Annotated in this window: 20 protein-coding genes and 1 pseudogene; all 21 read left to right on the top strand. The window is 71.8% G+C overall.

What is annotated here, in order from left to right; translation table 11 throughout:
- Position 1: 1 nt before the first annotated feature.
- Complete coding sequence (locus tag ACLQ28_RS26795) at positions 2 to 2209, top strand: peptidoglycan D,D-transpeptidase FtsI family protein (RefSeq protein WP_425689032.1); 2208 nt, start codon at positions 2 to 4, stop codon at positions 2207 to 2209.
- Positions 2210 to 2300: 91 nt separating this feature from the next.
- The gene (locus ACLQ28_RS26800; RefSeq protein WP_425689033.1) at positions 2301 to 3824 is read left to right on the top strand and encodes a UDP-N-acetylmuramoyl-L-alanyl-D-glutamate--2,6-diaminopimelate ligase; all 1524 of its coding nucleotides are present in this window, start codon (positions 2301 to 2303) and stop codon (positions 3822 to 3824) included.
- Entirely contained in the window at positions 3821 to 5218 is a 1398-nt protein-coding gene (locus tag ACLQ28_RS26805; RefSeq protein WP_425689034.1) for a UDP-N-acetylmuramoyl-tripeptide--D-alanyl-D-alanine ligase, read from the top strand. The genes ACLQ28_RS26800 and ACLQ28_RS26805 overlap by 4 nt, the downstream gene beginning before the upstream one ends.
- Entirely contained in the window at positions 5215 to 6339 is a 1125-nt protein-coding gene (gene mraY / locus ACLQ28_RS26810; RefSeq protein WP_425689035.1) for a phospho-N-acetylmuramoyl-pentapeptide-transferase, read from the top strand. Before ACLQ28_RS26805 ends, mraY begins: the two co-directional genes overlap by 4 nt.
- 416 nt (positions 6340 to 6755) lie before the next feature.
- Positions 6756 to 8186 carry an FtsW/RodA/SpoVE family cell cycle protein gene (locus ACLQ28_RS26815; RefSeq protein ID WP_425689133.1) on the top strand — a complete coding sequence of 477 codons (1431 nt, stop codon included), beginning with the start codon at positions 6756 to 6758 and terminating at the stop codon, positions 8184 to 8186.
- On the top strand, positions 8186 to 9292 hold the full coding sequence (murG, locus tag ACLQ28_RS26820) for an undecaprenyldiphospho-muramoylpentapeptide beta-N-acetylglucosaminyltransferase (RefSeq protein ID WP_425689036.1): 1107 nt from the start codon (positions 8186 to 8188) through the stop codon (positions 9290 to 9292). The genes ACLQ28_RS26815 and murG overlap by 1 nt, the downstream gene beginning before the upstream one ends.
- A complete protein-coding gene (gene murC, locus ACLQ28_RS26825) occupies positions 9289 to 10854 on the top strand; it encodes a UDP-N-acetylmuramate--L-alanine ligase (RefSeq protein ID WP_425689037.1) in 1566 nt (521 codons plus the stop codon). The genes murG and murC overlap by 4 nt, the downstream gene beginning before the upstream one ends.
- On the top strand, positions 10851 to 11669 hold the full coding sequence (locus tag ACLQ28_RS26830) for a cell division protein FtsQ/DivIB (RefSeq protein ID WP_425689038.1): 819 nt from the start codon (positions 10851 to 10853) through the stop codon (positions 11667 to 11669). The genes murC and ACLQ28_RS26830 overlap by 4 nt, the downstream gene beginning before the upstream one ends.
- Positions 11670 to 11915: 246 nt before the next feature.
- Complete coding sequence (ftsZ, locus tag ACLQ28_RS26835) at positions 11916 to 13031, top strand: cell division protein FtsZ (protein WP_425689039.1); 1116 nt, start codon at positions 11916 to 11918, stop codon at positions 13029 to 13031.
- 9 nt (positions 13032 to 13040) lie between these two features.
- Complete coding sequence (locus ACLQ28_RS26840) at positions 13041 to 13784, top strand: YggS family pyridoxal phosphate-dependent enzyme (RefSeq protein WP_425689040.1); 744 nt, start codon at positions 13041 to 13043, stop codon at positions 13782 to 13784.
- A gap of 191 nt (positions 13785 to 13975) precedes the next feature.
- On the top strand, positions 13976 to 14668 hold the full coding sequence (locus tag ACLQ28_RS26845; RefSeq protein WP_425689041.1) for a cell division protein SepF: 693 nt from the start codon (positions 13976 to 13978) through the stop codon (positions 14666 to 14668).
- 29 nt (positions 14669 to 14697) lie between these two features.
- A complete protein-coding gene (locus ACLQ28_RS26850) occupies positions 14698 to 15003 on the top strand; it encodes a YggT family protein (RefSeq protein ID WP_030334503.1) in 306 nt (101 codons plus the stop codon).
- A 44-nt stretch (positions 15004 to 15047) separates the two neighbouring features.
- Entirely contained in the window at positions 15048 to 15851 is an 804-nt protein-coding gene (locus ACLQ28_RS26855; protein ID WP_184177082.1) for a DivIVA domain-containing protein, read from the top strand.
- An 80-nt stretch (positions 15852 to 15931) separates the two neighbouring features.
- Positions 15932 to 16318 (top strand): annotated as a pseudogene (locus ACLQ28_RS26860) (hypothetical protein); the annotation flags it as partial.
- Positions 16319 to 16781: 463 nt separating this feature from the next.
- The gene (locus ACLQ28_RS26865; RefSeq protein ID WP_425689042.1) at positions 16782 to 17087 is read left to right on the top strand and encodes a DUF167 domain-containing protein; all 306 of its coding nucleotides are present in this window, start codon (positions 16782 to 16784) and stop codon (positions 17085 to 17087) included.
- Positions 17088 to 17109: 22 nt separating this feature from the next.
- Positions 17110 to 18609 (top strand): potassium/proton antiporter, encoded by a 1500-nt coding sequence (locus ACLQ28_RS26870; protein ID WP_425689043.1) that lies wholly within the window; start codon positions 17110 to 17112, stop codon positions 18607 to 18609.
- A gap of 227 nt (positions 18610 to 18836) precedes the next feature.
- Entirely contained in the window at positions 18837 to 19256 is a 420-nt protein-coding gene (locus ACLQ28_RS26875; RefSeq protein ID WP_425689044.1) for a TraR/DksA family transcriptional regulator, read from the top strand.
- A 65-nt stretch (positions 19257 to 19321) separates the two neighbouring features.
- Positions 19322 to 19936 (top strand): signal peptidase II, encoded by a 615-nt coding sequence (gene lspA, locus ACLQ28_RS26880; protein WP_425689045.1) that lies wholly within the window; start codon positions 19322 to 19324, stop codon positions 19934 to 19936.
- Positions 19933 to 20877 (top strand): RluA family pseudouridine synthase, encoded by a 945-nt coding sequence (locus ACLQ28_RS26885; protein ID WP_425689046.1) that lies wholly within the window; start codon positions 19933 to 19935, stop codon positions 20875 to 20877. Before lspA ends, ACLQ28_RS26885 begins: the two co-directional genes overlap by 4 nt.
- Before the next feature lie 42 nt (positions 20878 to 20919).
- Complete coding sequence (locus ACLQ28_RS26890) at positions 20920 to 21948, top strand: hypothetical protein (protein ID WP_425689047.1); 1029 nt, start codon at positions 20920 to 20922, stop codon at positions 21946 to 21948.
- A gap of 74 nt (positions 21949 to 22022) precedes the next feature.
- Positions 22023 to 23816 (top strand): ATPase, encoded by a 1794-nt coding sequence (locus tag ACLQ28_RS26895; protein WP_425689048.1) that lies wholly within the window; start codon positions 22023 to 22025, stop codon positions 23814 to 23816.
- Positions 23817 to 23870 lie beyond the last annotated feature (54 nt).

Consider the following 23870-nt stretch of genomic DNA (forward strand, 5'->3'; position numbering starts at 1 on the left):
GGTGGCACCAAGGTCGGACGAGCCGCGCCGGGACCCGAAAGGGGCCCGGCGCGGTTCTTCGCGTGAGGCAGGCCCCACTGACGGCGAGCCGCGCAACAGCGAGCCGGGCATCGGGGGCATCTCCGGCGCTCGGGCGTACACGCCGAGGGGCCGGACCGTCCGTGAGGAGCGCGGCACTCCGGCGCGCGGTCAGGGCGCCGAGCAGCGGCGTACGCCGCGCAGCACCCGGTCCGGCGACCCGTTCCGGCCGGCGTTGCAGGTGCTCGACGGCGGTCGGGCCGCCGCCCGGGCTGGCCGGCGCGACGCCCCGGCCGCCGGACGTGGCGGCGTGGTGCGCACCGTCGCGCCGCGTACCCCCCGTGGCCCGGGTGTCGACGAACCGCCGCCGCGCCGCCGGACCACGCCGCGCGCGCCGCGGCGCACCGACCGCCCGGCGGCCCGGCGGCCGTCCCGCAAGCCACCGCGCCCGCCGAAGCTGGCCGACTCGCGGCTGCGGCTGCGGCTGGGCACCGCGCTGGCGCTGACGCTGTTCGTCACCATCGGGATCCGGCTGATCTTCCTCCAGGCGGTCGACACCCCGGCGTACGCCGGGGGTGGCACCGCCGACCGCACCCGCACCGTCGAGCTGCCCGCGTCGCGGGGCGCGATCTACGACAGCACCGGCGCGCCGCTGGTCCGCAGTGTCGAGGCACGGTACGTGTTCGCCGACCCAACCGAGGTCAAGGACCCGCAGGGCACCGCGAAGGCGCTCTCGCCGCTGCTCGGCATCCAGGCGTCGAAGCTCGTCGAGCTGATGCAGCCCCGCAAGCTGGAGAACGGCATCGCGTCCCGATTCGTTTATCTGGCCCGGGGGGTGGAGATCTCGAACGCCAAGCGGGTGCAGGCGTTGGAGCTGCCCGGTATCTGGGTGCACCGCGACGAGCGCCGCGAGGTGCCCGGCGGTGACCTGGCGGCCAACCTGATCGGCTTCACCAGCCAGGACATGGTCGGGCTGGAAGGGCTGGAGGCTCGCTACAACGACGTGCTCGCCGGTCAGGACGGCAAGCGGGTGTACGAGGCCGGACTCGGCGATCTCGCCGCACCGATCCCGGGTGGCTACAGCCGGACGACTCCCGCCAAGCCGGGCAGCTCGCTGTGCCTCACCCTCGATCGTGACCTGCAGTTCCGGACGCAGCAGATCCTCAGCGCGGGCATGGCCAAGGTGCCGGGCGGCACCGGCGCGGCCGTGGTCATGGAGATCCCCTCCGGTGCGGTGCTGGCCCAGGCCAGCAACCCCACCTACAGCGCGGCGAAGCCGCTCCCGAGCGACCCGGTCGCCCGGGAGGACGCGGCGACCAGCTTCGTCGTCGACCCCGGCTCGATCCACAAGGCGATCACCTACGGCGCGGCCCTGCAGGAGGGGGTGATCACCCCGGACACCACGCTGCCCATCGCCAACAACATCAAGATGGGTGACACCTGGTTCTCCGACACGCATAAGGCCGACGGTAAACGGATGAGCATCCCCGGGATGCTCGCCTACTCGTCGAACGTCGGCACCATCACCATCGCCAACAAGCTCGGCCGGGACCGTCTGATCGACTACCAGAAGCGGTTCGGGCTGGGCAAACCCACCGGCGAGGGGATGCCGGGGGAGGCCAGCGGGCGACTGCTGCCGGCCGACGAGTGGAGCGGATCGTCGTACGGGTCGGTGCCGATCGGGCACAGCGTCGACGCCACGCCGCTGCAGATGGCCGCCGCGTACGCCGCCATCGCCAACAACGGCACGTACGTGCAGCCGCACCTCATCAAGGAGGTGATCGCCCCGGACGGCAAGCGCACACCCGCTCCGGCTCCGGTCACCCGGTCGGTGCTCAGCCCGCAGAACGCGGCAGCCCTGCGCACCATGCTGGAGGCGGTCACCACTGTCGATCACGCCACCGGCCTGACCGCCGCGGTTCCCGACTACCGGGTCTCGGGCAAGACCGGCACCGGGTGGCGGCTGGTGGACGGCAAGAAGCAGCCAGGCGAGGTGTCCTCGTTCATTGGCATGGCTCCTGCCGAGAACCCCCGGTACGTGATCGCGGTCTTCGCGTACGCGCCCGGCGGTGGGGGCGCGGTGATCGCCAATACGGCGTTCCGCGACATGATGCAGTTCACTCTGCGTCACTATCGTGTGCCGCCGTCCACGGGCGGTTCCGCACCCAAGTTCGTGGTCTATCCGCACTGAGCAGCGACGGCGGGACATCATCGGTGAGTGCCGACGAACTACCGGGGCGGCTGTACGGCCGGAACCGGACGACCGGGTAGGGTCTGACGCCGTGCCCGGCAATCCACGTCCACGTACCGTGACCGGAGTCCGGCTCGGCGATCTTGCCGTCCGACTCGCCGTCGACCTTCCGGCGGACGCCGCCACGGTGGCCGTCACCGGGGCCACCCATGCCAGCCAGGAGGTCCGCCCCGGCGACCTCTACGCGGCGCTGCCCGGTGCCCGTCGGCACGGCGCGGAGTTCGCCGCCGCCGCCGCCGAGGCGGGTGCGGTGGCCCTGCTGACCGACCCGGCGGGTGCGGAGCTGGCGACGGGGAGCGGCCTGCCCGCACTGGTGGTGCCCGACCCGCGTGCCGTGCTCGGCGAGCTGGCCTCTGCCGTCTACGGCGACCCGACCGACGGTCTCACCGTGATCGGGGTGACCGGCACCGCCGGTAAGACGTCCACGGCCTACCTGGTCGAGTCCGGGTTGCGGGCCGCTGGGCACACCACCGGGTTGATCGGCACCGTGGAGACGCGGCTCGGTGCCCTGGTGATCGACAGCGTGCGCACCACCCCCGAGGCGACCGACCTGCACGCCATGCTGGCCACCGCACGCGAGAGTGGCGTCACCGCCGTGGTCATGGAGGTTTCCAGCCACGCCCTGGCGATGGGCCGGGTGGGCGGTGTGCGCTTCGCCGTCGGGGGTTACACCAACTTCGGCTCCGACCACCTGGACTTCCACGCCGACAGCGACGACTATTTCGCCGCGAAGGCTCAGCTCTTCGACGGGCGCTGCGCGGTCGAGGTGCTCAACCACGACGACCCGGCGTTGAAGCCGCTGCACAAGCCGACCACGGTCACCTACTCGGCAGCCGGCGACCAGGGCGCGACCTGGTGGGCCGACGGCGTGGGTGGCGAGGGGTACGCCCAGCGGTTCACCGCGCACGGCCCGAACGGCGTGGTCGTTTCCGCCGGGGTGGCGCTGCCCGGCCGGCACAACGTGGCAAACGCGCTGCTGGCCATCGCCGCGCTGGTCGGTGCCGGGGTCGACCCGGCGACTGCGGCCGACGGCGTGGCCGCCTGCGGTGGCGTGCCCGGCCGGTTGGAGCTTGTCGACACTGCCGGGCCGGTGCGCGGGGTCGTCGACTACGCGCACAAGTCGGACGCGATCGTGGCCGCGCTGGCCGCGCTGCGTGAGCTGAGCGTCGGGCGGCTGATCTGTGTGATCGGCGCCGGCGGAGACCGGGACCGGGGCAAGCGGCCGGTGATGGGCGCGGCCGCTGCGGAGGGAGCCGACGTGGTGCTGGTGACCGACGACAACCCGCGTACCGAGGACCCGGCGGAGATCCGCGCCGAGGTGCTCGCCGGGGCCTACCGGGCCGCGACGGCCGCCCGGATCATCGAGGTGGCGGGCCGGCGTGCCGCGATCGACGAGGCGGTGCGGCTCGCCGAGCCGGGCGACGTGATCGCGCTGCTCGGCAAGGGGCACGAGCGGGGCCAGGAGGTGGCGGGCGAGGTGTTTCCGTTCGACGACAACGTCGAGCTGGCCGACGCGCTGCGGGCCCGCTTCGGGGACTCGGGGGGTCAGCGGTGATCGCGCTGAGCCTGGCCGAGGTGGCCGCGGCGGTCGACGGGCGACTGGTGGCCGCCGATCCGACCGTCACCGTCACCGGCTCCGTGGAATTCGACTCGCGCAAGGTGGGGCCCGGTTCGCTGTTCGTGGCCTTCCCGGGCGAGAAGGTCGACGGGCACGACTACGCGGCGACGGCGGTCCAGGCCGGGGCGGTGGCGGTGCTCGGCACCCGCGAGATTCCCGGGGTGCCGATGGTGCTCGTCGACGACGCCCTGACCGCGCTGGGCCGGCTGGCCCGCGCGGCGGTGGACCGGCTGCCCGGGCTGACCGTGATCGGCCTGACCGGCTCCTCCGGCAAGACCACCACGAAGGACCTGATCGGTCAGCTCACCGCCCGGCTCGGGGCCACGGTGGCGCCGCCCGGCTCGTTCAACAACGAGCTGGGGCACCCGTACACCGCGCTGCAGGCCGGGCCGGACACCCGCTACCTGGTGATGGAGAAGGGATCGCGCGGGGTCGGGCACGTGCGTTACCTCTGCGAGCTGGTGCCGCCCCGCATCTCCGTGGTGCTCAACGTCGGCACGTCGCACATCGGCGAGTTCGGCTCGCAGGACACCATCGCCCTGGCCAAGGGTGAGCTGGTCGAGGCCCTGCCGCCGGACGGGCTGGCGGTGCTGAACGCCGACGACCCACGGGTGGACGCGATGGCGAGCCGCACCCAGGCCCGGGTGGTCCGTTACGGCGAGGCGCCGGACGCCGACGTGCGGGCCGAGGACGTGACGCTGGACGAGCGGGGGCACGCTTCGTACACCCTGGTCACCCCGGAGGGCCGCGCATCGGTGCGGCTCGGGCTGACCGGCCGCCACCAGGTCTGGAATACTCTCGCCGCGGCGGCGGTGGCTCGGGAGCTGGGCATGCCGCTGGCCGAGCTGGCGACGGCCCTCGGCGAGCTGGGGCTGGTTTCGACCCGTCGGATGGACGTCTTCGACCGTCCGGACGGGGTGACTGTCATCGACGACTCGTACAACGCGAATCCGGCCTCGATGGCGGTCGCGGTGCGGGCGCTGGCCAGCATCGGCCAGGGTCGGCGTACGGTCGCGGTGCTTGGTTACATGGCCGAGCTGGGTCCCTTCGAGCGGGACGGTCACGCCGAGATCGGCCAACTCGCGGCCGAGCTGGGCGTCGACCGGCTGCTCGTGGTGGGCGAGCCGGCCGCGCCGATCCACGAGGGCGCGACAGCGGTAGTGAACTGGGGAGGAGAGTCGGTGGTGCTCACCGATCAGGCGGCGGCCGTCGAGGTGCTGGGGAGCGAACTAAGACCGGGTGATGTCGTGCTGGTCAAAGGCTCCCGGTATCGGACCTGGGAGGTGGCCGACGCCCTGCGCGCCGACGCCGGTGGGGAGTCCACCCGATGAGGGCGGTCATCGTCGCCGTCGGGGTGGCCTTCATCGTTTCGCTCTTCTGCACCCCGATCGCGATCAAGGTCTTCACCCGGCTGAAGGCCGGTCAGCCGATCCGGACTGACGGCCCGGCGATGCACCAGGGCAAGAAGGGCACGCCGACGATGGGCGGCGTGGTCTTCATCCTGGCCACGGTAATCGCGTACGTGGCCGGGCACCTCGCGCTGACCAGCCTGCCGGATCTGCAGATCGCCCAGGTCGAGCCGACCATCACCGCGCTGGTGCTGCTGGGACTGATGGTCTTCTCCGGCGCGGTCGGCTTCCTCGACGACTTCCTCAAGGTGCGCAAGCGCAACAGCGCCGGGCTGAACAAGCGCGGCAAGCTGCTCGGTCAGATCCTGGTCGGCGCGGTCTTCGGCGTGGTCGCTCTGTACTTCCCGAGCACGATGACCGACGCGAAGGGCTTGGCGACCAACACCGAGACGGTGGGCAGCACCACGCTGAGCTTCATCCGGGACATCGATGCCCTGGAGGTCAGCAAGGTCGGCGCGGTGATCATCTTCATCTTCGTGGTGATGGCTGCGACGAACGGCGTCAACCTCACCGATGGCCTGGACGGTCTCGCCACCGGCGCGTCGGTGATGGTGCTCGCCGCGTACGCGTTGATCGCGTTCTGGCAGTACCGGCACTGGTGCGCCGACCCGAACTACACCCAGCCGTACTGCTACGAGGTCCGCGACCCGTTGGAGATCGCGCTGATAGCCGGAGCGGCGGCCGGGGCCTGTGTGGGCTTCCTCTGGTGGAACACGTCGCCGGCCCGGATCTTCATGGGTGACACCGGCGCGCTCGGGCTGGGCGGCCTGATCGCGGGCATGGCGATGTCCACCCGCACCATCCTGCTCCTGCCGATCATCGGTGGGCTCTTCGTGATCATCACGATGTCCGTGGTGATCCAGATCATCTCCTTCAAGACCACCGGTAAACGGGTGTTCCGAATGTCGCCCCTTCAGCACCACTTCGAGCTGGCCGGCTGGAGCGAAGTCAACATCGTGGTGCGCTTCTGGATCATCGCCGGCATCGGCGTGGCCATCGCCCTGGGCCTTTTCTACAGCGAGTTCCTCGCCAACATGACCTGATCTCCACCCCGTTCGAGCAGGTCACCGTTCTGGCAGTGACCGTGCGCTGGCGCGGTGGCGAGGGTGTTCGGGTTCTCCTTTGCTCTGCTTCAACGGAGGCAACACCCGGCGTCCGGATATCGGACGCGGGGCGTTGCCTGGGTTGAAGCAGAGCAAAGGCGGCGATGCGCAGGTGCCGGCCCCTGGTCCGACACGCCCGGTGCGTCGTTGTGGGCCGCTCGGGCGTGCCTAACGGTGATGATGTCGGGGTGGGGGAGGATTCAGGCACCGACGACAAGACAGCCGGTCGGCCGCGACGGTCACTGGGCGCGGCGCGTACCACGGAGGCCAGCGCGCCACCGGACGATGTGCGCGGCGCAGAGCCGGGGGCGACACCGCGCGAGGCGGAACCAGCGCCGCCCGTGCCGCTGCGCGGGCTGGACGCTGCCGGCGGGCTCGCCGCGCTGCGTGGCCTACTGGACCGGCCGCTGGCGTCCTACTACCTGCTGCTGTCCAGCGCCGGCCTGCTGCTGCTGATCGGGCTGACCATGGTCTTCTCGGCGACCAGCGTGAAGGACTACGCCGAGGACGGCAACGCCTCGGCCTCGGTGACCAAGCAGGCCATCTTCGCGGTGATCGGCATCGTGGTGTTCTGGGCCTGCCAGCGGCTGCCCGCCAGCACCTACCGGTCGCTGGGCCGGCCGCTGCTGTTCGCCTCGATCGCGCTGCTGCTGGTGCTCAACCTGCTGGTGGCCTACGGCCGGCTCACCCGTCAGAAGTCGGTCGTGTTTGGGCCGATCGAGGCGCGGCTGAACTGGCTGTTCATCGGCGGGATCCAGGTGCAGCCCTCCGAGCTGGCCAAGTTCGCGCTGGTGTTGTGGGGCGCGCACGTGATCGCCCGCAAGGGTGCCGCGCTGGGCTGGTGGCGGGAATTGGCCACCCCGCTCTTTCCGGTGCTGGGCCTGCTCTTCGTCCTGGTCGGCTACAACGACACGGGCACCATGCTCTGCCTGCTGGCCCTGGTGGTCGGTCTGCTCTGGGCCGCCGGGGTGCAGATGCGGGTCTTCGGCGCCCTGGCTGCGGCCGGTCTGGTCGGGATCGGCCTGCTCGTCGCGGTGGCCTCGCTGGGCGCCGGCTCCGGCGAGCGCGGCGCGGACAACTACCGCCTCGCCCGGCTGGACATGTTCTTCAATCCGCCGGACCCGGAGACCTGCAAACTCAACGACTGTCTTCAGTTCTACCAGGGTCGACTGGCCATCGAACACGGCGGCTGGTTCGGGGTCGGGCTGGGCAAGGGCAGCCTGAAGTGGGACTGGCTGCCCGAGGCGCACAACGACTTCATCTTCGCCATCATCGCCGAGGAGTTGGGCGTGATCGGGTGTGTCGTCATCCTCAGCCTGTTCGCGGTCCTCGCGTACACCGGGTTGCGGATCGCCCGGCGGGTCGACGACCCGTTCCGCCGGCTCGCCGCCGCCGCCGTGACCACCTGGTTGGTCAGCCAGGCCGTGATCAACATTGGTGGGGTGGTCGGGCTGCTGCCGATCACCGGCCTGCCGCTGCCGTTCATCTCCGACGGTGGAAGTGCCCTGGTGGTGACGTTGGCCGGGATCGGCATGCTGGCGTCGTTCGCCCGCGCGGAACCCGATGCGGCCAGAGCACTGCATGCCCGTCCGCCGGCCCGGTGGGTCCGACTACTCTGGGCCCCGTTGCCGCCGCTTCCCGGCCGGCGCCGCCGCCCGGCGACGCCGCCCGTCGGCCGAGGGTCCGTGCCCCGGTCCCGCGAGCGGCGCCACGACGACCAGGCCGCGCCGCGCGGGGTCCGACAGGACCGGAGCCGCGGGGGTACGGCGAGCGAGAGGAGACGCTGATGGGTCCGCTGCGTTCGGTGGTGCTCGCGGGAGGTGGCACGGGGGGGCACGTCTACCCGTTGCTCGCCTTCGCCGACTGCCTGCGCCGACACGACCCGGGCGTCCGGATCACCTGCCTCGGCACACCACGCGGTATGGAGAACGATCTGATTCCGCCGCACGGCTACGAGTTGCGGCAGATCCCGGCGTACCAGCTGCCCCGGTCGGTGAACATGAACCTGGTCCGTACCCCGGGCCGGATGTGGACCGCGGCGCGCGCCGCGGGCAAGGTGATCGACGAGGTCAAGGCCGACGTGGTCGTCGGCTTCGGCGGGTACGTCTCGGTGCCGGCCTACCTGGCCGCCTGGCGCCGGGAGCTGCCGATGGTGATCCACGAGGTGAACGTGCCGCCGGGCGTGGCCAACCGGCTGGGCATGAAGTTCACCAAGAACATCGCCGTCGGCTTCCCGCACCAGCCGAGCCAGGCCGAGTCGCTGCGCGACGCCACCATCGTCGGGGTGCCGCTGCGTCGCACTATCGCGGGGCTGGACCGGTACGCGCTGCGCAACGCCGCCCGCGCCCACTTCGGGCTCCGCCCGGACCTGCCGGTGCTCTTCGTCTCCGGCGGTTCGTCGGGCGCCCGCTCGATCAACCTGGCGGTCTCCGGGGCGGCCAAGGAGTTGGCCCGCAACGGCGTGCAGGTGCTGCACGTGATGGGCGCCCGCAACGAGCCGGTGCCGATCCCCACCGACCTGCCCGTGCCGTACGTGACGCTGCCGTACCTGTCCGAGATGGAGCTGGGCTACGCCGCCGCCGACCTGATGCTGGCCCGGGGCGGGGCGATGACCGTCGCCGAGGTGGCCGCGATCGGGCTGCCCACGATCTACGTGCCGTACCCGCACAGCAACCAGGAGCAGAGGCGCAACGCGCTGCCCGTGGTCGAGGCCGGCGGTGGGCTGCTGGTCGACGACACCGAGCTCACCCCGGACTGGTTGGAGCGCACCGTCATTCCCCTCATCCGCGACCCGCAGCGGTTGTACGCGATGGGCGCCGCCGCGGCAGCGTACGGGCGGCGCGACGGTGACGAGGCGCTGCGCTCCTTCGTCATCGAGGCGGTGGCCCGATGACCGCGCAGTTCACCCCGGCCGGCACGCTCACCGCCGAGGACCTGGGCGCCGTCCACCTGATCGGGGTGGGTGGGGTGGGCATGCTCGGCGTGGCCCGACTGCTGCTCACCCGCGGCATCCGGGTTTCCGGCAGCGACCTGCGGGAGTGGCCCTCGCTGGAGGGGCTGCGGGCGCTCGGTGGCACCATCCACCTCAGCCACGAGGCGAGCAACCTCGACGGCGTGGACACCGTCGTCTACTCGTCGGCCATTCCGCAGGATCACCTGGAGCTGGTCGAGGCGCGTCGGCGCGGCCTGCGGGTGCTGCACCGCTCGGAGGCCCTGGCTGCGGCGATGACCGGCCGTCGGGCGGTGGCGGTCGCCGGCACACACGGCAAGACCACCACCACGTCGATGGTGACGATGGTGCTCCAGCAGGCCGGTGTGGACCCGTCCTTCGTGATCGGCGGGGAGATCTCCGAGGTTGGCTCGGGTGCCCACCACGGCACCGGCGAGCACTTCGTGGTCGAGGCGGACGAGAGCGACCGCTCGTTCCTCATCTACCGCCCGTACGTCTCGATCATCACCAACGTCGAGGCCGACCACCTGAACACCTACGGCGACTACGCGACGCTGGAGGCGGCGTTCGTGGAGTTCGCCCGCCTCACCGACCCGGACGGGTTCATCATCACCTGCGCCGACGACCCGGGCGGTCGACGGCTGGCTGAGAGCCTGCGCGCCGAGGGGCGGCGGGTGTTCACCTACGGCGAGGCGGCCGACGCCGACCTGCGGTTGACCGAGATCGTCTCCTCCGCGCGTGGTGTGCGCTACCTGGCCGCGATCGACGGCCGGTCGCTGGGCGAGTTCCGGCTGCCGGTGCCGGGGCGGCACATGGGGCTGAACAGCGCCTCCGCGGTGCTGGCCACGTACCTGCTGGATCTGCCGCTGGAGGCGGCGGAGGCCGCGCTGGCGGTCTTCCCCGGCGTGCGACGGCGCTTCGAGCGCAAGGGCGTCGCGGACGGCGTGCTGGTCTACGACGAGTACGCCTACCACCCGACCTCGATGACGTTGGCGTTGCAGACGCTGCGTGAGGTCGCCGGGGATGGGCGGCTGGTCGTCGTCTTCCAGCCGTACCGGCTGTACCGCACCCGCGACTCCCAGGCGGAGATCGCCGAGGCGCTGGCCCTCGCCGACGAGCTGGTGCTGTTGGAGGTCTTCGGTCCGGGCGAGTTGCGCCAGCCCGGCGAGGGCTCGGCGGCGCTGATCGCGGCGGTGGCGCTGCCCGCCGACCGTAAGGTCTTCGTCGACTCGTGGGAGGCGGCACCGGTCGAGGTGGTCCGTCGGGCCACCTCGGGGGATGTGGTGGTCACCATGGGGGCCCCGCCGATCTCGCTGATGGGCGACGAGTTGCTGGCCGCGCTGGGTGAACGTGCCGCCGGCTCCGCACCGACCGCGACCGTCGACCCGGTGGGCACCGCCCCGACGATCGGTGAGCCGGTGCCGGGTGGGGCCACGGCCGGGGGCGACGGAGCGGCCCTTGGTGGCACCGCCGCACCTGGCGGCACGGCACCCACGGCCGGATGAGTCCCGGCCCGGCCCGAGGGCGGACGAGCGCCGCCGACGGCGGCGCCCCGCGTCGGGGTCCGGCCCGGCGTTGGCAGCTGGTCCGGGCGGGCCGCGACGCGGTACCACCGTCGACCCGCCGGTTCATGGCCCGTGCCCGGCAGCGGCGCATGCGTGCGGCGTTGCCGTGGGCGGTTGCCGCCGGCGTGCTCGCCCTGGCCGGGCTCGTCGCTTGGACAGTGCTCGGCACTGGGCTGTTCGGGGTCCGGGAGGTGCGGGTGGAGGGTGCCGGGTTGGTTACTCCCGTGCAGGTGCACGACGCGGTCGGAGTGCCGGACGGGGTGCCGCTGGCCCGCGTGGACCTGGCCGCCGCCGCCCGCCGGGTCGGCGCGCTGCCTGCGGTGGAGCGGGCCACGGTGTCCCGGGACTGGCCCGGCGCGCTGGTGGTGCGGGTGACCGAGCGGACCCCGGTGGCGGCGGTGCCGCAGGGGGAGGCGTTCGCCCTGATCGACCGGAGCGGGGTGGCGTTCCGGACGGTGGACCGACGCCCCGCCGAGCTGCCGCAGGTGACGGTGGCCCGCCCGGCTGCCGACGACCCGGGGACCCGGGCCGCGTTGGAGGTGCTCGTGGCGCTGACCCCGCAGCTCCGCACCGAGTTGGTGGAGGTGCGCGTGGAGGGGTTGGCCCGGATCAGCCTGGGCTTGCGGAGGGACCGGACGGTGGTCTGGGGTGACGCGACCCGGGGGTCGGACAAGGCCCGGGTGGCGACCGCACTGCTCGGCGAGAAAGCGAATCGGATCGACGTGAGCGCGCCGGATGTGGTGACCTTTCGCTGACTCGGGGAGCGCGCGCGGGGGTGACCCGTCGCGCTCGGGTCGGCGACACGCCGGTCGGGTCCTTGGCTCATCGCGCGGTGGCGCTTACGTTGCCCCGAAGAGGATCAGTAGTTGACATAACTGTAAGCCTCTAGTAGAGGGTGAGGGTTCACCTCTGATCCTCGCTGGTGACAGATGTCGTCGGCCGCTGGTCTGGCCACGCCGTACCCGGTCGGCCGAAGCCAATCTCGAAGGAAAGGACCGGAGATGACACCTCCGCACAACTACCTGGCGGTCATCAAGGTCGTCGGCATCGGGGGCGGCGGCGTCAACGCCGTCAACCGGATGATCGAGGTTGGGCTCAAGGGCGTCGAGTTCATCGCGATCAACACCGATGCCCAGGCGCTGCTGATGAGTGACGCCGACGTCAAGCTCGACGTCGGCCGGGAACTGACCCGCGGCCTGGGTGCCGGCGCCAACCCCGACGTCGGCAAGAACGCCGCCGAGGACCACCGCGACGAGATCGAGGAGGTGCTCAAGGGCGCCGACATGGTCTTCGTGACCTGCGGCGAGGGCGGTGGCACCGGCACCGGTGGCGCGCCCGTGGTGGCCAACATCGCCCGCAAGCTCGGCGCGCTGACCATCGGCGTGGTGACCCGGCCGTTCTCCTTCGAGGGCAAGCGCCGTCAGGTGCAGGCCGAGACGGGGATAGACGAACTCCGCAACCAGTGCGACACGCTGATCGTGATCCCGAACGACCGGCTGCTGGCGCTGGGTGACCGCAACATCAGCATGATGGACGCGTTCCGCACGGCCGACCAGGTGCTGCTCTCGGGTGTGCAGGGCATCACCGACCTGATCACCACCCCAGGTCTGATCAACCTGGACTTCGCGGACGTCAAGAGCGTGATGAGCGGCGCCGGCAGCGCGTTGATGGGCATCGGCAGCGCCCGCGGGGAAAATCGCGCGGTCGAGGCGGCCGAGGCGGCCATCTCGAGCCCGCTGCTGGAGCAGAGCATGGACGGCGCGCGTGGCGTGCTGCTCTCCATCGCTGGCGGCTCCGACCTGGGCCTGTTCGAGATCAACGACGCTGCCCAGCTGGTCACCGACGCCGCTCACCCGGATGCCAACATCATCTTCGGTGCCGTCATCGACGACGCGCTCGGCGACGAGGTGCGGGTGACCGTCATCGCGGCGGGCTTCGACGGCGGCACTCCGGCGTACAAGGCGGCTGAGCCGACCCGCAAGACCAACACCAACCAGCCGGCCCCGCAGAGCACTCCGGTGCCGGCGCCGACCACGAACCCGGCTCCGGCCCAGTCGCCGCGCCGGGTGCTCTTCGATGACGTGGACGTCCCCGATTTCCTCAAGAACGGGTCCTGAGCACCGCCGATGACCGACAGTTCAGCCACAGTACGACCGGAACGGCGCGCCGAACTCGCGGCCGGCCTGGCCCACATTCGGTCCCGGATCGCCGACGCCTGCGCGGAGGCCGGGCGGGACCGCGCCGAGGTCACGATGATCGCGGTGACGAAGACCTACCCGGCCAGCGACGTGTTGGCACTGGCCGGGCTAGGGGTGACCGACATGGGGGAGAACCGCGACCAGGAGGCAGCCGGTAAGGCCGCCGAGGTGGCTGCGGCTGGGGTGCGCCCACGTTGGCACTTCATCGGCCAGTTGCAGCGCAACAAGGCCCGCTCGGTGGCCCGCTACGCCGACGCGGTGCACTCCGTCGACAGTGTCCGACTGGCCCGCGCGTTGGCCACCGCAGCCGCCGAGCGGGAGGTGCCGCTCGACGCCATGGTCCAGGTGAGCCTCGACGGCGACGCGGCCCGGGGCGGAGCGCTGCCCGGTTCGGCCGATCCGGGCACCGGGCTGGAGCCGGTGGCCGAGGCGGTGGCCGACGCGCCGGGGCTGCGTCTGGTCGGTCTGATGGCGGTGGCTCCGCTGGGTTGGGAGCCGGACCGGGCCTTCGCCCGACTCGCGGAGGTTGCCGGTGCGTTTCGGGCGATCCATCCGGGAGCTACCGGGCTGTCCGCGGGAATGAGCGGAGATTTCGAAATCGCGATCCGATACGGCGCGACACATGTCCGCGTCGGTAGCGCGTTGCTCGGAATGCGTCCCACGCTGCGGTAGCCTGACCGCGAGACATGCAAATTACATCAGTGTTGTTTCAGGGGCGGCATCTCCTAGTCGGGGGTCGTGGCACGCGACGCGAATCGCGTGCCGGGGGGATTGCCGCTCCGGTCCGATGGGCATGGTTGTCCACTCGCGACGGGCGACATGGCACGGGGGCGCGTGCCGCACGGCGGACGGAAGGGCGCGGGATGGGTGCACTGCGCAAGGCGGGGGTCTGGCTCGGTCTGGTCGAAGAAGACGACGAGCGGGCCTACGACGACGGTGGCTACGACAAGGGTGGCTACCGCGACTCGCGTTACCGGCAGAGCCGGTACGCCGAGGAGTTCGCCGACGAGGATGAGGACGACACCGAGGAGCCGCCGGCTCCCCGGCCGCGTGCCAGTGAGCGGGGTCGACTCTCCGAGCGGACGAGCGGACGGCTGAGCGAGTCCGAGCGTGGTGACGGCGAGCGTCCGGAGCGGGTCGAGCGGTCCAGCGTGCGGTCGATCACCCGGTCGTCGGCTGGTGAGACATCCGGCGCGCTGACCTACCACACCCGGGACAACCTGGCCCTCGCGCCGCAGGTCACGTCGCGTGAGCGGGCGATGCCCGAGGAGGAGCAGCGCTACCAGATCACCACGCTGCACCCGACCACCTACCGGGAGGCGCGCACCATCGGCGAGCACTTCCGCGACGGCGTTCCAGTGATCATCAACCTCACCGAAATGGATGAGGCCGATGCCCGCCGTCTGGTGGACTTCGCCGCCGGTCTGGCGTTCGGCCTGCGCGGTACGATCGAGCGCGTGACCAATCGGGTGTTCCTGCTCTCACCGGCTAACGTCCAGGTCACCGCTGAAGACAAGGCCAAGATCGCTGAGGGCGGCTTTTTTAGTCTGAGTTGACCCCGCCCGACCGAGGGACGTCGCTGACCGTGTTGTCGATCTTACTGCAAGTGCTGTACCTGATCCTTTATGTCTTCCTGCTCCTCCTTCTGTCCCGGTTCGTGTTGAGCGCCGTCCTGCAGTACGGCCGTCGCTGGCAACCGGGGCGTGGCGCATCGGCAGGATTGGAATCCGTGTGGAGCGTCACTGATCCCCCTCTCAACGCGTTGAGGCGTGTGATCCCTCCGCTGCGAATTGGTACCGTGAGCATCGACCTGGCCTCCCTTGTGCTCCTGGTTATCCTGTTCGTGCTGATGGAGTTCGTGTTAGGGCCGTCGATCAGGGCATCTGCCTGATGACCGACGCGCTTTCGCGGCCGCAACTGACCCGAGGAGTTTCGATGCCGCTGACCCCGGCCGACGTCCACAACGTCGCCTTCAAAAAGCCGCCGATCGGCAAGCGGGGGTATGACGAGGAGGAGGTCGACGCCTTCCTGGACGAGGTTGAGCGCGAGCTCGCCCGTCTCATCGAGGAAAACAACGAGCTGCGCGCCCAGGTGGAGCGCGGCGGCCGTGGCGGTGCCCCCGCAGGCCCCGGCGGCGACGCCCGACTTGCGGCGGAGCTCAACGACGTCAAGGCCCAGCTGGACCGGGTGCAGCGCGACAAGTCGGCGGCCGAGCAGGCTGCCCGCGCGATGCAGGCCGAGCTGGAGCAGGTCCGCGCCACCGGCGGCCCCGCGGTCACCGGTGACGGCGAGCAGCAGGCCCTGCGCGTGCTGATGATGGCCCAGCGCACCGCCGACGACCACGTGTCCGACGCCCGCCGCGAGGCCGACCAGTTGCTGTCCGAGGCCCGCGGTAAGGCCGAGGAGGTGACCCGCGAGGCTCGCGCGAAGGCCGACGCTCTCGAACGGGACGCCCGCCAGCGGCACCAGGAGGCCATGGGCGGCCTGGACGCCAAGCGCACGGCCCTGCAGAAGCACATCGAGGAGCTCAAGCAGTTCGAGCGCGAGTACCGCACCCGGCTCAAGGCGTACCTGGAGAGCCAGCTGCGTGACCTCGACGGTCGCGGCCAGGGCCTCGAGGCCGAGATGACCCGCTCCGAGGCAGGCCGGGTCGCCGGCGGCAACGGGCTGGCCGCTGCGGGTCTCGCCGGGTCGTACGGCGGCGGCGGGCGTTCCGGCGCCCTCGAAGCCGGACGCTGAGCACCGGCCGGCGATCGCTGTCCGCCAATGCTGACGGTCGCCGGCCTTGCCTGGACGGTACGACGCGGCGGGGGTGAGCCGTGATAGTCGCAAGTCTCCTGCTCATCCTCGTCGCGGTGGTGCTACTGGTGCTCGGCCTGGCCGGTGGCTCCAGTTTCATGCTGATCATCTCCATCGCGGCCAGTCTGCTGGCCGCCGTGGCGTTGGTGGTGGGCGCCCGCCAGGCAGCCACCAACCGCGCTGCGGCGGACCCCGGCCGGACCGGCCGGCGGCACCCCGAGCCACCCCGCGGGGCCAGCCAGGCCACGCAGGGCGTCGCGTACGGGCCACCGCTGGCCGAGCCGGAGGTGCCGGTCCAGCACGTGCCCAAGACGGTTGGTACCGACGGCACCGGGTGGCGGCAACCACCCGTGTCGCCGGTCGACCATCCGATACCCGTCGACGATGAGGCACCCGTCGACGATGAGGCACCCGTCGGCCATGCGGCGCGCGTCGATGATGCGCCCCCGTTCGACGCGCGCGTCGATGAGGCGCCCCAGTTCGACGCGCGCGTCGATGATGCGTCCCAGCTCGACCAGGGGGCGCCGTTCGTGGCTCCGGCCGACGACGCGTCCTCTCCCGTCAGCCCGGCTTCGCCATCGACGGTGTCGGCCGACGACGCCTTGCGCCGCGGCGCCCCGCCAACCGACGAGCCGGCCGAGCAACTCGTCACCCCCGCCGAGGCGGCCCGGGTGGCGCGACTGCCGCACGACGTCCAGGTGGTGGACGGTCGCCCTCGCTACCACCTCGCCACCTGCCCGCATCTCGTTGGCCGGGTGCCCGAGACGCTGCCGGTCGCCGAGGCCGCCGAGCTGGGTTTCACTCCGTGCGGGCACTGCGCGCCAGCCACCGCCCTGCTCGCCGACGCCCGGCCGATCTGAAGCGGCGCCGGTGCCCGTCCAGGACACGCTCACCGTGGCGGTACGGGTGAAGCCCGGCGCGTCTTCCGACCGGGTGGGTGGCCGCTTCGATGGCCCGCACGGGCCCGCCCTCGTGATCGCGGTGCACGACCCGGCCGTCGACGGTCGAGCGACCGAGGCGGCCCGCCGGGCTCTCGCGGGTGCCCTGGGCGTCCGGCCGGCGGCGGTGTCACTGCGCGCTGGCGCGTCCAGTCGGGACAAGCTCTTCCTCGTCGATCGGCCCGGCCCGGAGCTGTCCGAGGTGCTGTGCCGACTGCGCGACGGATCCGCCGAGTGAGGAACGCCCAGGCCAGGCAGCCGTGACGCCTGGGTTCGATATAGCACTGCTGCTGGGTGCGGCTGTCCTGCTGGTCGCGGTCGGTGCGGTGCGGCTCTCCACCCGGCTCGGCGTGCCCAGCCTCCTGGTCTATCTGGCATTGGGCGTGGCGATCGGTGAGGCCGGACTGGGCATCCGCTTCGACGACGTCGAGCTGACCCGGACCCTTGGTTTCTGTGCGTTGATCGTGATCATCGCGGAGGGCGGCCTGACCGCCCGGTGGTCCACGCTGCGCCCGGTGCTCGGGCTGGCCTCCGCGCTCTCCACGGTCGGCGTGGTCGTCAGCATCGTGGTGGTCGGCGTCGCCGCACACCTGCTGCTGGGGCTGGACTGGCGGTTGGCGCTGCTCTACGGCGCGGTGCTCTCGTCCACCGACGCGGCGGCCGTCTTCGCCACCCTGCGCCGGCTGCGGCTGCCGCCCCGGTTGGTGGCGACGCTGGAGGCCGAGTCGGGCATGAACGACGCCCCGGTGGTGCTGCTGGTGGTGCTGCTGTCCCATCAGGGCTGGGCGCACCCATGGTGGTACGAGGTCGGGCTGGTCTGCTACGAGTTGGGCGTCGGTGCGGCGGTGGGTGTGGCGGCGGGTGTCGCCGGCACCTGGGCGCTACGCCGGGCCGCGCTGCCCTCGGCCGGGCTCTATCCGATCGCCGCGGTCGGCATCACCGTCCTGGCGTACGCCGCGGGGGCGTCGCTGCACGCCTCGGGGTTCCTCGCCGTCTACGTGGCCGGGGTGCTGCTGGGCAATGCCCGATTGTCACACCGGCAGGCGATCCTCGGCTTCGCGGACGGGCTGGCGTGGCTCGCCCAGATCGGGCTGTTCGTGCTGCTCGGGTTGCTGGTTTCGCCGGGCCGGCTGGACGCGGCGGTGCTGCCCGCGGTGGTCGCGGGGCTGGCTCTGGTGCTGCTGGCCCGGCCCCTGTCGGTGGCCGTCTCGGCGCTGCCGTTCCGGGTCGGCCTGCGCGAGCAGGCGTTCCTGTCCTGGGCCGGGCTGCGCGGGGCGGTGCCGATCGTGCTGGCGACCATTCCGCTCTCCGAACGGGTGCCCGGCGCGGAGCGTCTCTTCGATGTCGTCTTCGTGCTGGTGGTGATCTTCACGCTGGTGCAGACCGGGACGCTGGGGCCGTTCGCCCGCTGGTTGCGGGTGACCGCGCCGGCCGAGGCCGCCGAGATCCATGTGGAGACCGCGCCGTTGGAGCGGATGCGGGCGGACCTGCTTCAGCTGGAGGTGCCTCCGGGCTCGCGGTTGGCGGGCGTGCACGTCGACGAGTTGCGTCTTCCGCTGGGCGCGTCGGTAACCCTGGTGCTGCGCGACGGGGTGGGTTTCGTGCCCGCACCGGACACCCGGTTGAAGACCGGAGACAGCCTGCTGATCGTGGCGACCGCCGGGGTGCGGGACGCCGCTGAACGGCGGCTGCGGGCGGTCAGTCGGCGGGGTCGGCTGGCCCGATGGTTTGGCGAGTACGGGGAAGAGGCAGCCGGTTGATCTGCTAGCGTTCCTTTTGCCCCAGTTAGGCAGGGCTAGGGGCTGTTGTGCGGCGCGACGGTGCGGCACGTTGTCGGACGCCTGTACGTTCCGTATTCTTGCCAACCTCCGGAGTGCGCGGCCAACGTCGCCGTGCGCCCCTTTTCGTACTTATGGGGGGACGCCCTGTTTGGCGCCCCCTGACCAGGTGCCGCGGACCACGCGGCTCCCCGGCCGAGGGAGCGACCATGGCGAAGCCAGCCGACACCAGGACCGCCGGGCGCAAGCCGGTGGCGAAGGCCACCCGCAGCACGGCGGAGACCGAGAAGATCCGGGCGGCGCTGGCGGCGCGACGGGATGAGCTTCGCGCCGAGTACGATCAGACGCTGAGTGAGATCACCGAGCTGCAGCGCGATCGGCTGACCGACTCGGCCGGGGACGACCAGGCCGACACGGGCACCAAGACGCTCGAGCGGGAGCAGGAGATCTCTCTCGCCAACAGCATTCTGGAACGGATCACACAGGTCGAGCGCGCTCTGGAGCGTCTCGACGAGGGTGGTTACGGCTGGTGCGAGCGGTGCGGCAACCCGATCCCGGTTGAGCGTCTCGCCGCCTTCCCGTCGGCCACCCAGTGTGTGACGTGTAAGCAGCTGGCGGAGCGGCGCTGAGGTCCGTTCCCCGGCGGCGATAAGACGGTGAGCGATCACCGCCGAGACACCTCGATGGGGAGCGCATGACCGCAGCACCGTCCGCCGAACCCGGCCGCACCGACCCGGGCGGCGGCAAACGCCGGCCCCGGGCCGTTGCGATTCTCGCCGGAGTCGCCCTGGTGGCCCTGCTGGCCGACCTGGTCACCAAGCACCTCGCGCTGGCCGCGCTGACCGACCGGGAGCCGGTCCGGCTGCTCGGCGGGTTCGTCTACCTGAGCTTGACCCGTAACAGCGGTGCCGCCTGGAGCATCGGCGCGGACCACACCTGGATCTTCCCGCTGATCACCATCGGTGTGGTCGGCTGGATCATCTGGATGGCCCTGCGACTGCGCTCGCTGCCGTGGGCGATCTCCCTCGGCCTGGTGTTGGGCGGCGCGCTGGGCAACCTCGTCGACCGGATCTTCCGCGCTCCCGCACCCTTCCACGGGCACGTGGTCGACATGATCAGCCTCTTCGACCCGTACGGTCAGGTCTGGCCGGTGTTCAACCTGGCCGACAGCTCGCTGGTCTGCGGTGTGCTGCTGGCCGTCCTGTTGGAGCTGACCGGCCGCCAGCGGGATGGCCGGCGTGCCGGACGCGACGGCGACCCGGCCGAGACGGACGCCGCGCAGGGCGCCGACCAGCGGGAGCGGGCATGACCTCCGCGTTCGCCGCTGGCGGCGATCACCGTTCCCTCCCGGTCCCGGACGGCCTCGACGGCATGCGACTGGACCAGGCGGTGTCACGTCTGTTCGGGCTCTCCCGCACCGCCGCCGCGGCCCTGGTCGATGCCGGCGACGCGCTTGTCGACGGCGCCGCCCGGCCCAACTCGCACAAGGTCAAGGCCGGCTCCTGGCTGGACGTCACGCTGCCCGCCCCGGTCGCCCCGCCGACCGTCGTGCCGCAGGCGGTTCCCGGCCTGCGGGTGGTCTACGCCGACGACGACATCGTGGTGGTCGACAAGCCGGTCGGCGTGGCCGCGCACCCCAGCCCCGGGTGGACCGGCCCGACGGTGATCGGCGCCCTCGCCGCGATCGGGCACCGCATCTCCACAAGTGGTGCCGCCGAGCGGCAGGGCGTGGTGCACCGGCTCGACGTGGGCACCACCGGAATCATGGCGGTGGCCAAGAGCGAACACGCGTACACGGCGTTGAAGCGGGCTTTCAAATACCGCGAGGTGGACAAGGGCTACCACGCGGTGGTGCAGGGTCACCTGGACCCGCTGCGCGGCACGGTCGATGCGCCGATCGACCGGCACCCCACCCACGACTACCGCTGGGCGGTGGTCTCCGGCGGCAAGCCGAGCATCACCCACTACGACACCCTTGAGGCGTTCCCGGCGGCAAGCCTGGTCGACGTCCGACTGGAGACCGGCCGGACACACCAGATCCGGGTGCACTTCTCCACGATGCGGCACCCGTGTGTGGGTGACCTGACCTACGGCGCGGACCCCACCCTGTCGGCCCGCCTCGGCCTGGCCCGACAGTGGTTGCATGCCCGTGAGTTGAGCTTCCTGCACCCCCGAACGGGGGACGAGGTCCGGTTCGTCAGCGACTACCCTGATGATCTGGACCGTGCGCTCCAGGTCTTGCGTGACTGAGCGGCGACCGCCCGACACCGATCCGACGAGGGGATCCCGCCCGTGCGCGCCGGCAACCTGCTGCGGCAGCTGGACCAACGGCTGCTGCCGCCGCTGACCCGGGCCGTGGCCCGGCTGGGCGACCGGTCGACGCGGTCCGGGGTGCTCACCTGGGCGGCCGTGCTCTCCGCAGCGGCGGTGCTGGGCACCGCGGTGTGGGCCGTCGACGACACTCCGGTCGGCGACCGGACGGTGGGCGAGGTGACCCGGGTCGGAGTCTCCGACGGCGACTCCGTGCCCGGCTACCTGCGGTCCGCCGCCGCCGACCTGGCCGCGCTGCCCGCATCGACCCCGGCCGCCGGGGACGGGACCTACGCGCTGGTCACGCTTGTCGCGTACCTGCCGCCGCAGCGTCTGGCGACGGCGCTCGGCGACGTTCCGGTCTCGACCGTCTTCGGGCGGGTTCCGCTGCCCGGGCGTCAGACCGAGATCGTCAAGATTCCCGCTCTGCGGGTGCCGGACGACGTGGTCGCCGGAATGGGTCAGGTGGCCGCCCGCAAGGAGACCGAAGCCGCCGACTACCGGGCCAGGGCCGCCGCGGTCGACGGTGCTGGTGTGGGCGAGCGGGAGTTGCGTGAGCGCTACGCCAGTGGCGCCGACGTGGCAGCCGCCGAGGCGGCGGCGTACCGCACCGGTTGCGCCTGCGTCTACGCGGCGGTGGTACGGGCGACACCGGTGGTGCTGCGCGGCGTCGCGACCCGGCCGGACGTGCGGGCGGTCGACCCTGCCCCCGAGGTGTATCGGCTGGACCGCACGGTCTTCACGCCGCCACTGCCGGAGCAGAGCGACGTGGTGCGCCCGCCGGCCGACACCGGGCCGAGCCCCGAGCCCACCCGGGCCGAGCCGTCGGAGCCGACGCCGAGCATGCCGGTGCCCTCGGCGTCGATGGGCGAATCGTCGGAACCCGCACCGGTCGTGACGATTCCGTCACCCGAACCGTCGTCACCGGAACCCACCGAGTCGGCGCCGCCGAGCGTCATCACCTCGCCGGAGACCGCTGATGTCGAGCCGCCGACGCCCACGTCATCGTGATCTGTGTCGGCTGGTGTGCGTTCTGAGGTGTGGTCCGAATAGTGTTTGGTTCGTAGCCTGTCAGACGGAGATCGATGGCGCTGGGAGGGCGGGCCGTGGAGGGCAGTGAGACCGGCTGGGGCCGGCCGGCCGAACCAGCGCCGCGGTGGCGCGCGTTGTTGGACCGCGCCCGGCTGGGCGGTCGCGGCGTGGAGCAGACCGAGCCGGACCGGCACGCCGACGAGGCGCCGGACCCGCTGCCACGACGCGCGGCCCCCAATGGGTACGCCGGGCGGGCACCTGCCGTCGGGCATCCGGCCGACCTGTCGTACGGCGCGGAGCCCGCTTACCGGGCCGAGGCGACTTACCGCGTCGACCCCGCCTACCGGGCTGAGCCGGGCTATGGGGTGGAGCCGGACTACCGGTCGGAGCCCGCGTACCGGACCGAGCCGGGGCATCGCGCTGAGCCGGGGTATCGGGCTGAGCCGGATTACCGTGCTGACCCGGGCTACCAGGCTGAGCCGGGTTACCGTGCTGAGCCGGGTTACCAGGCTGACCAGGGCTACCGTGCTGAGCCGGGGTACCGGGCTGACCCGGGCTACCGGGCTGACCCGGGTTACCGGGCTGAGCCGGGCTATCGGGCTGACCCGGGCTACCGTGCTGAGCCGGGGTATCGGGCTGAGCCGGGTTACCGTGCTGAGCCGGGGTATCGGGCTGAGCCGGGTTACCGAGCTGAGCCGGACCTTCGTGCTGACCCGGGTTACCAGCCGGAGTCGACCTACCGGGCCGAGCCCGAGCCGCCGTCGCGCGGCTCCGAGCCGGTCCAGTCGCGCTACGCGTTGTTGGACAACGGCTACCGGCAGGGCGACCCGGCGGTGGAGTCGCGGTACGCCCTGCTGGAGACCGGCTACCAGCCCGAGACCGGCTATCCGGCACCCCCGCCCGTCGCGCCGCAGCCCTCGCCGGTCGCACCGCCACCCGCACCGCCGGTCGCACCGCCACCCGCACCAGCGGTCGGCTCGGCGATCGCCGAACGCGCCTATCCGACCCGTGTCGAGTGGCGCCAGCAGGGCGTCGACCCGGAGCAGGAGCGGGCCACCGGAGTGCTCCGGCGGGACCTGGGCACGCCCCGGGTGTTCGCCTTCGCCAACCCGAAGGGCGGGGTGCACAAGACCACCGCCACCGTGCTCGCCGCGGCCACGGTCGGCAGCGTGCGCGGGCAGGGCGTGCTGGCCTGGGACGACAACGAACTGCGCGGCACCCTCGGGCTGCGCGCCGGCAGCGCCCGGCACGCCCGGACGATCCGTCACCTGATCAGCGACCTGGCCCAGATCGAGATCCTCGAGGACTCGGCCCTGCTGGGTCGGCTCGACGACTACCTGCGGCACGCCTCGGACGGCTCGTACGACGTGCTGGCCGGCGAGGAGAGCCCGCGCTTCGCCCAGCGACTGGACCAGTTCACCGTACGACGTGTGCTGGAGCTGCTGCGGCGCACCCACGACGTGGTCTGCGTGGACACCGGCAACAACGTGGAGAGCCCCAACTGGCGCACGGTGATGCAGGCCGCGGATCAGTTGGTGGTGACGACCGTGCCCCGGGAGGACGCGGCGTTCAGCGCCGACTGGATGCTCGACCTGTTGCACGAGGAGGGCATGGGCGAGTTGGCGGACAACGCGATCACCCTCATCTCCTGCCCGACCCCGGGTCGGTCGACCTTGCAGGATGACCTGGAGCGGCATTTCGCCACTCGTACCCGTGGGGTGGCTGTGGTGCCGTACGACCCGGCGCTGGAGACCGGCTCGTCGATCGAGTACCACCAACTCCAGGAGGAGACCCGGGAGGCGTGGTTGCGTGCGGCGGCGATGATGGTGGAGCCGTTCGCCCGGTGAGCTGGTCTGCCGCTACCGGCACCCCGGCCCCGCACCGGGCCTGAGAGGATCATC

It is taken from the genome of Micromonospora sp. DT201 (assembly GCF_049841575.1).
Classification (GTDB): Bacteria; Actinomycetota; Actinomycetes; order Mycobacteriales; family Micromonosporaceae; genus Micromonospora.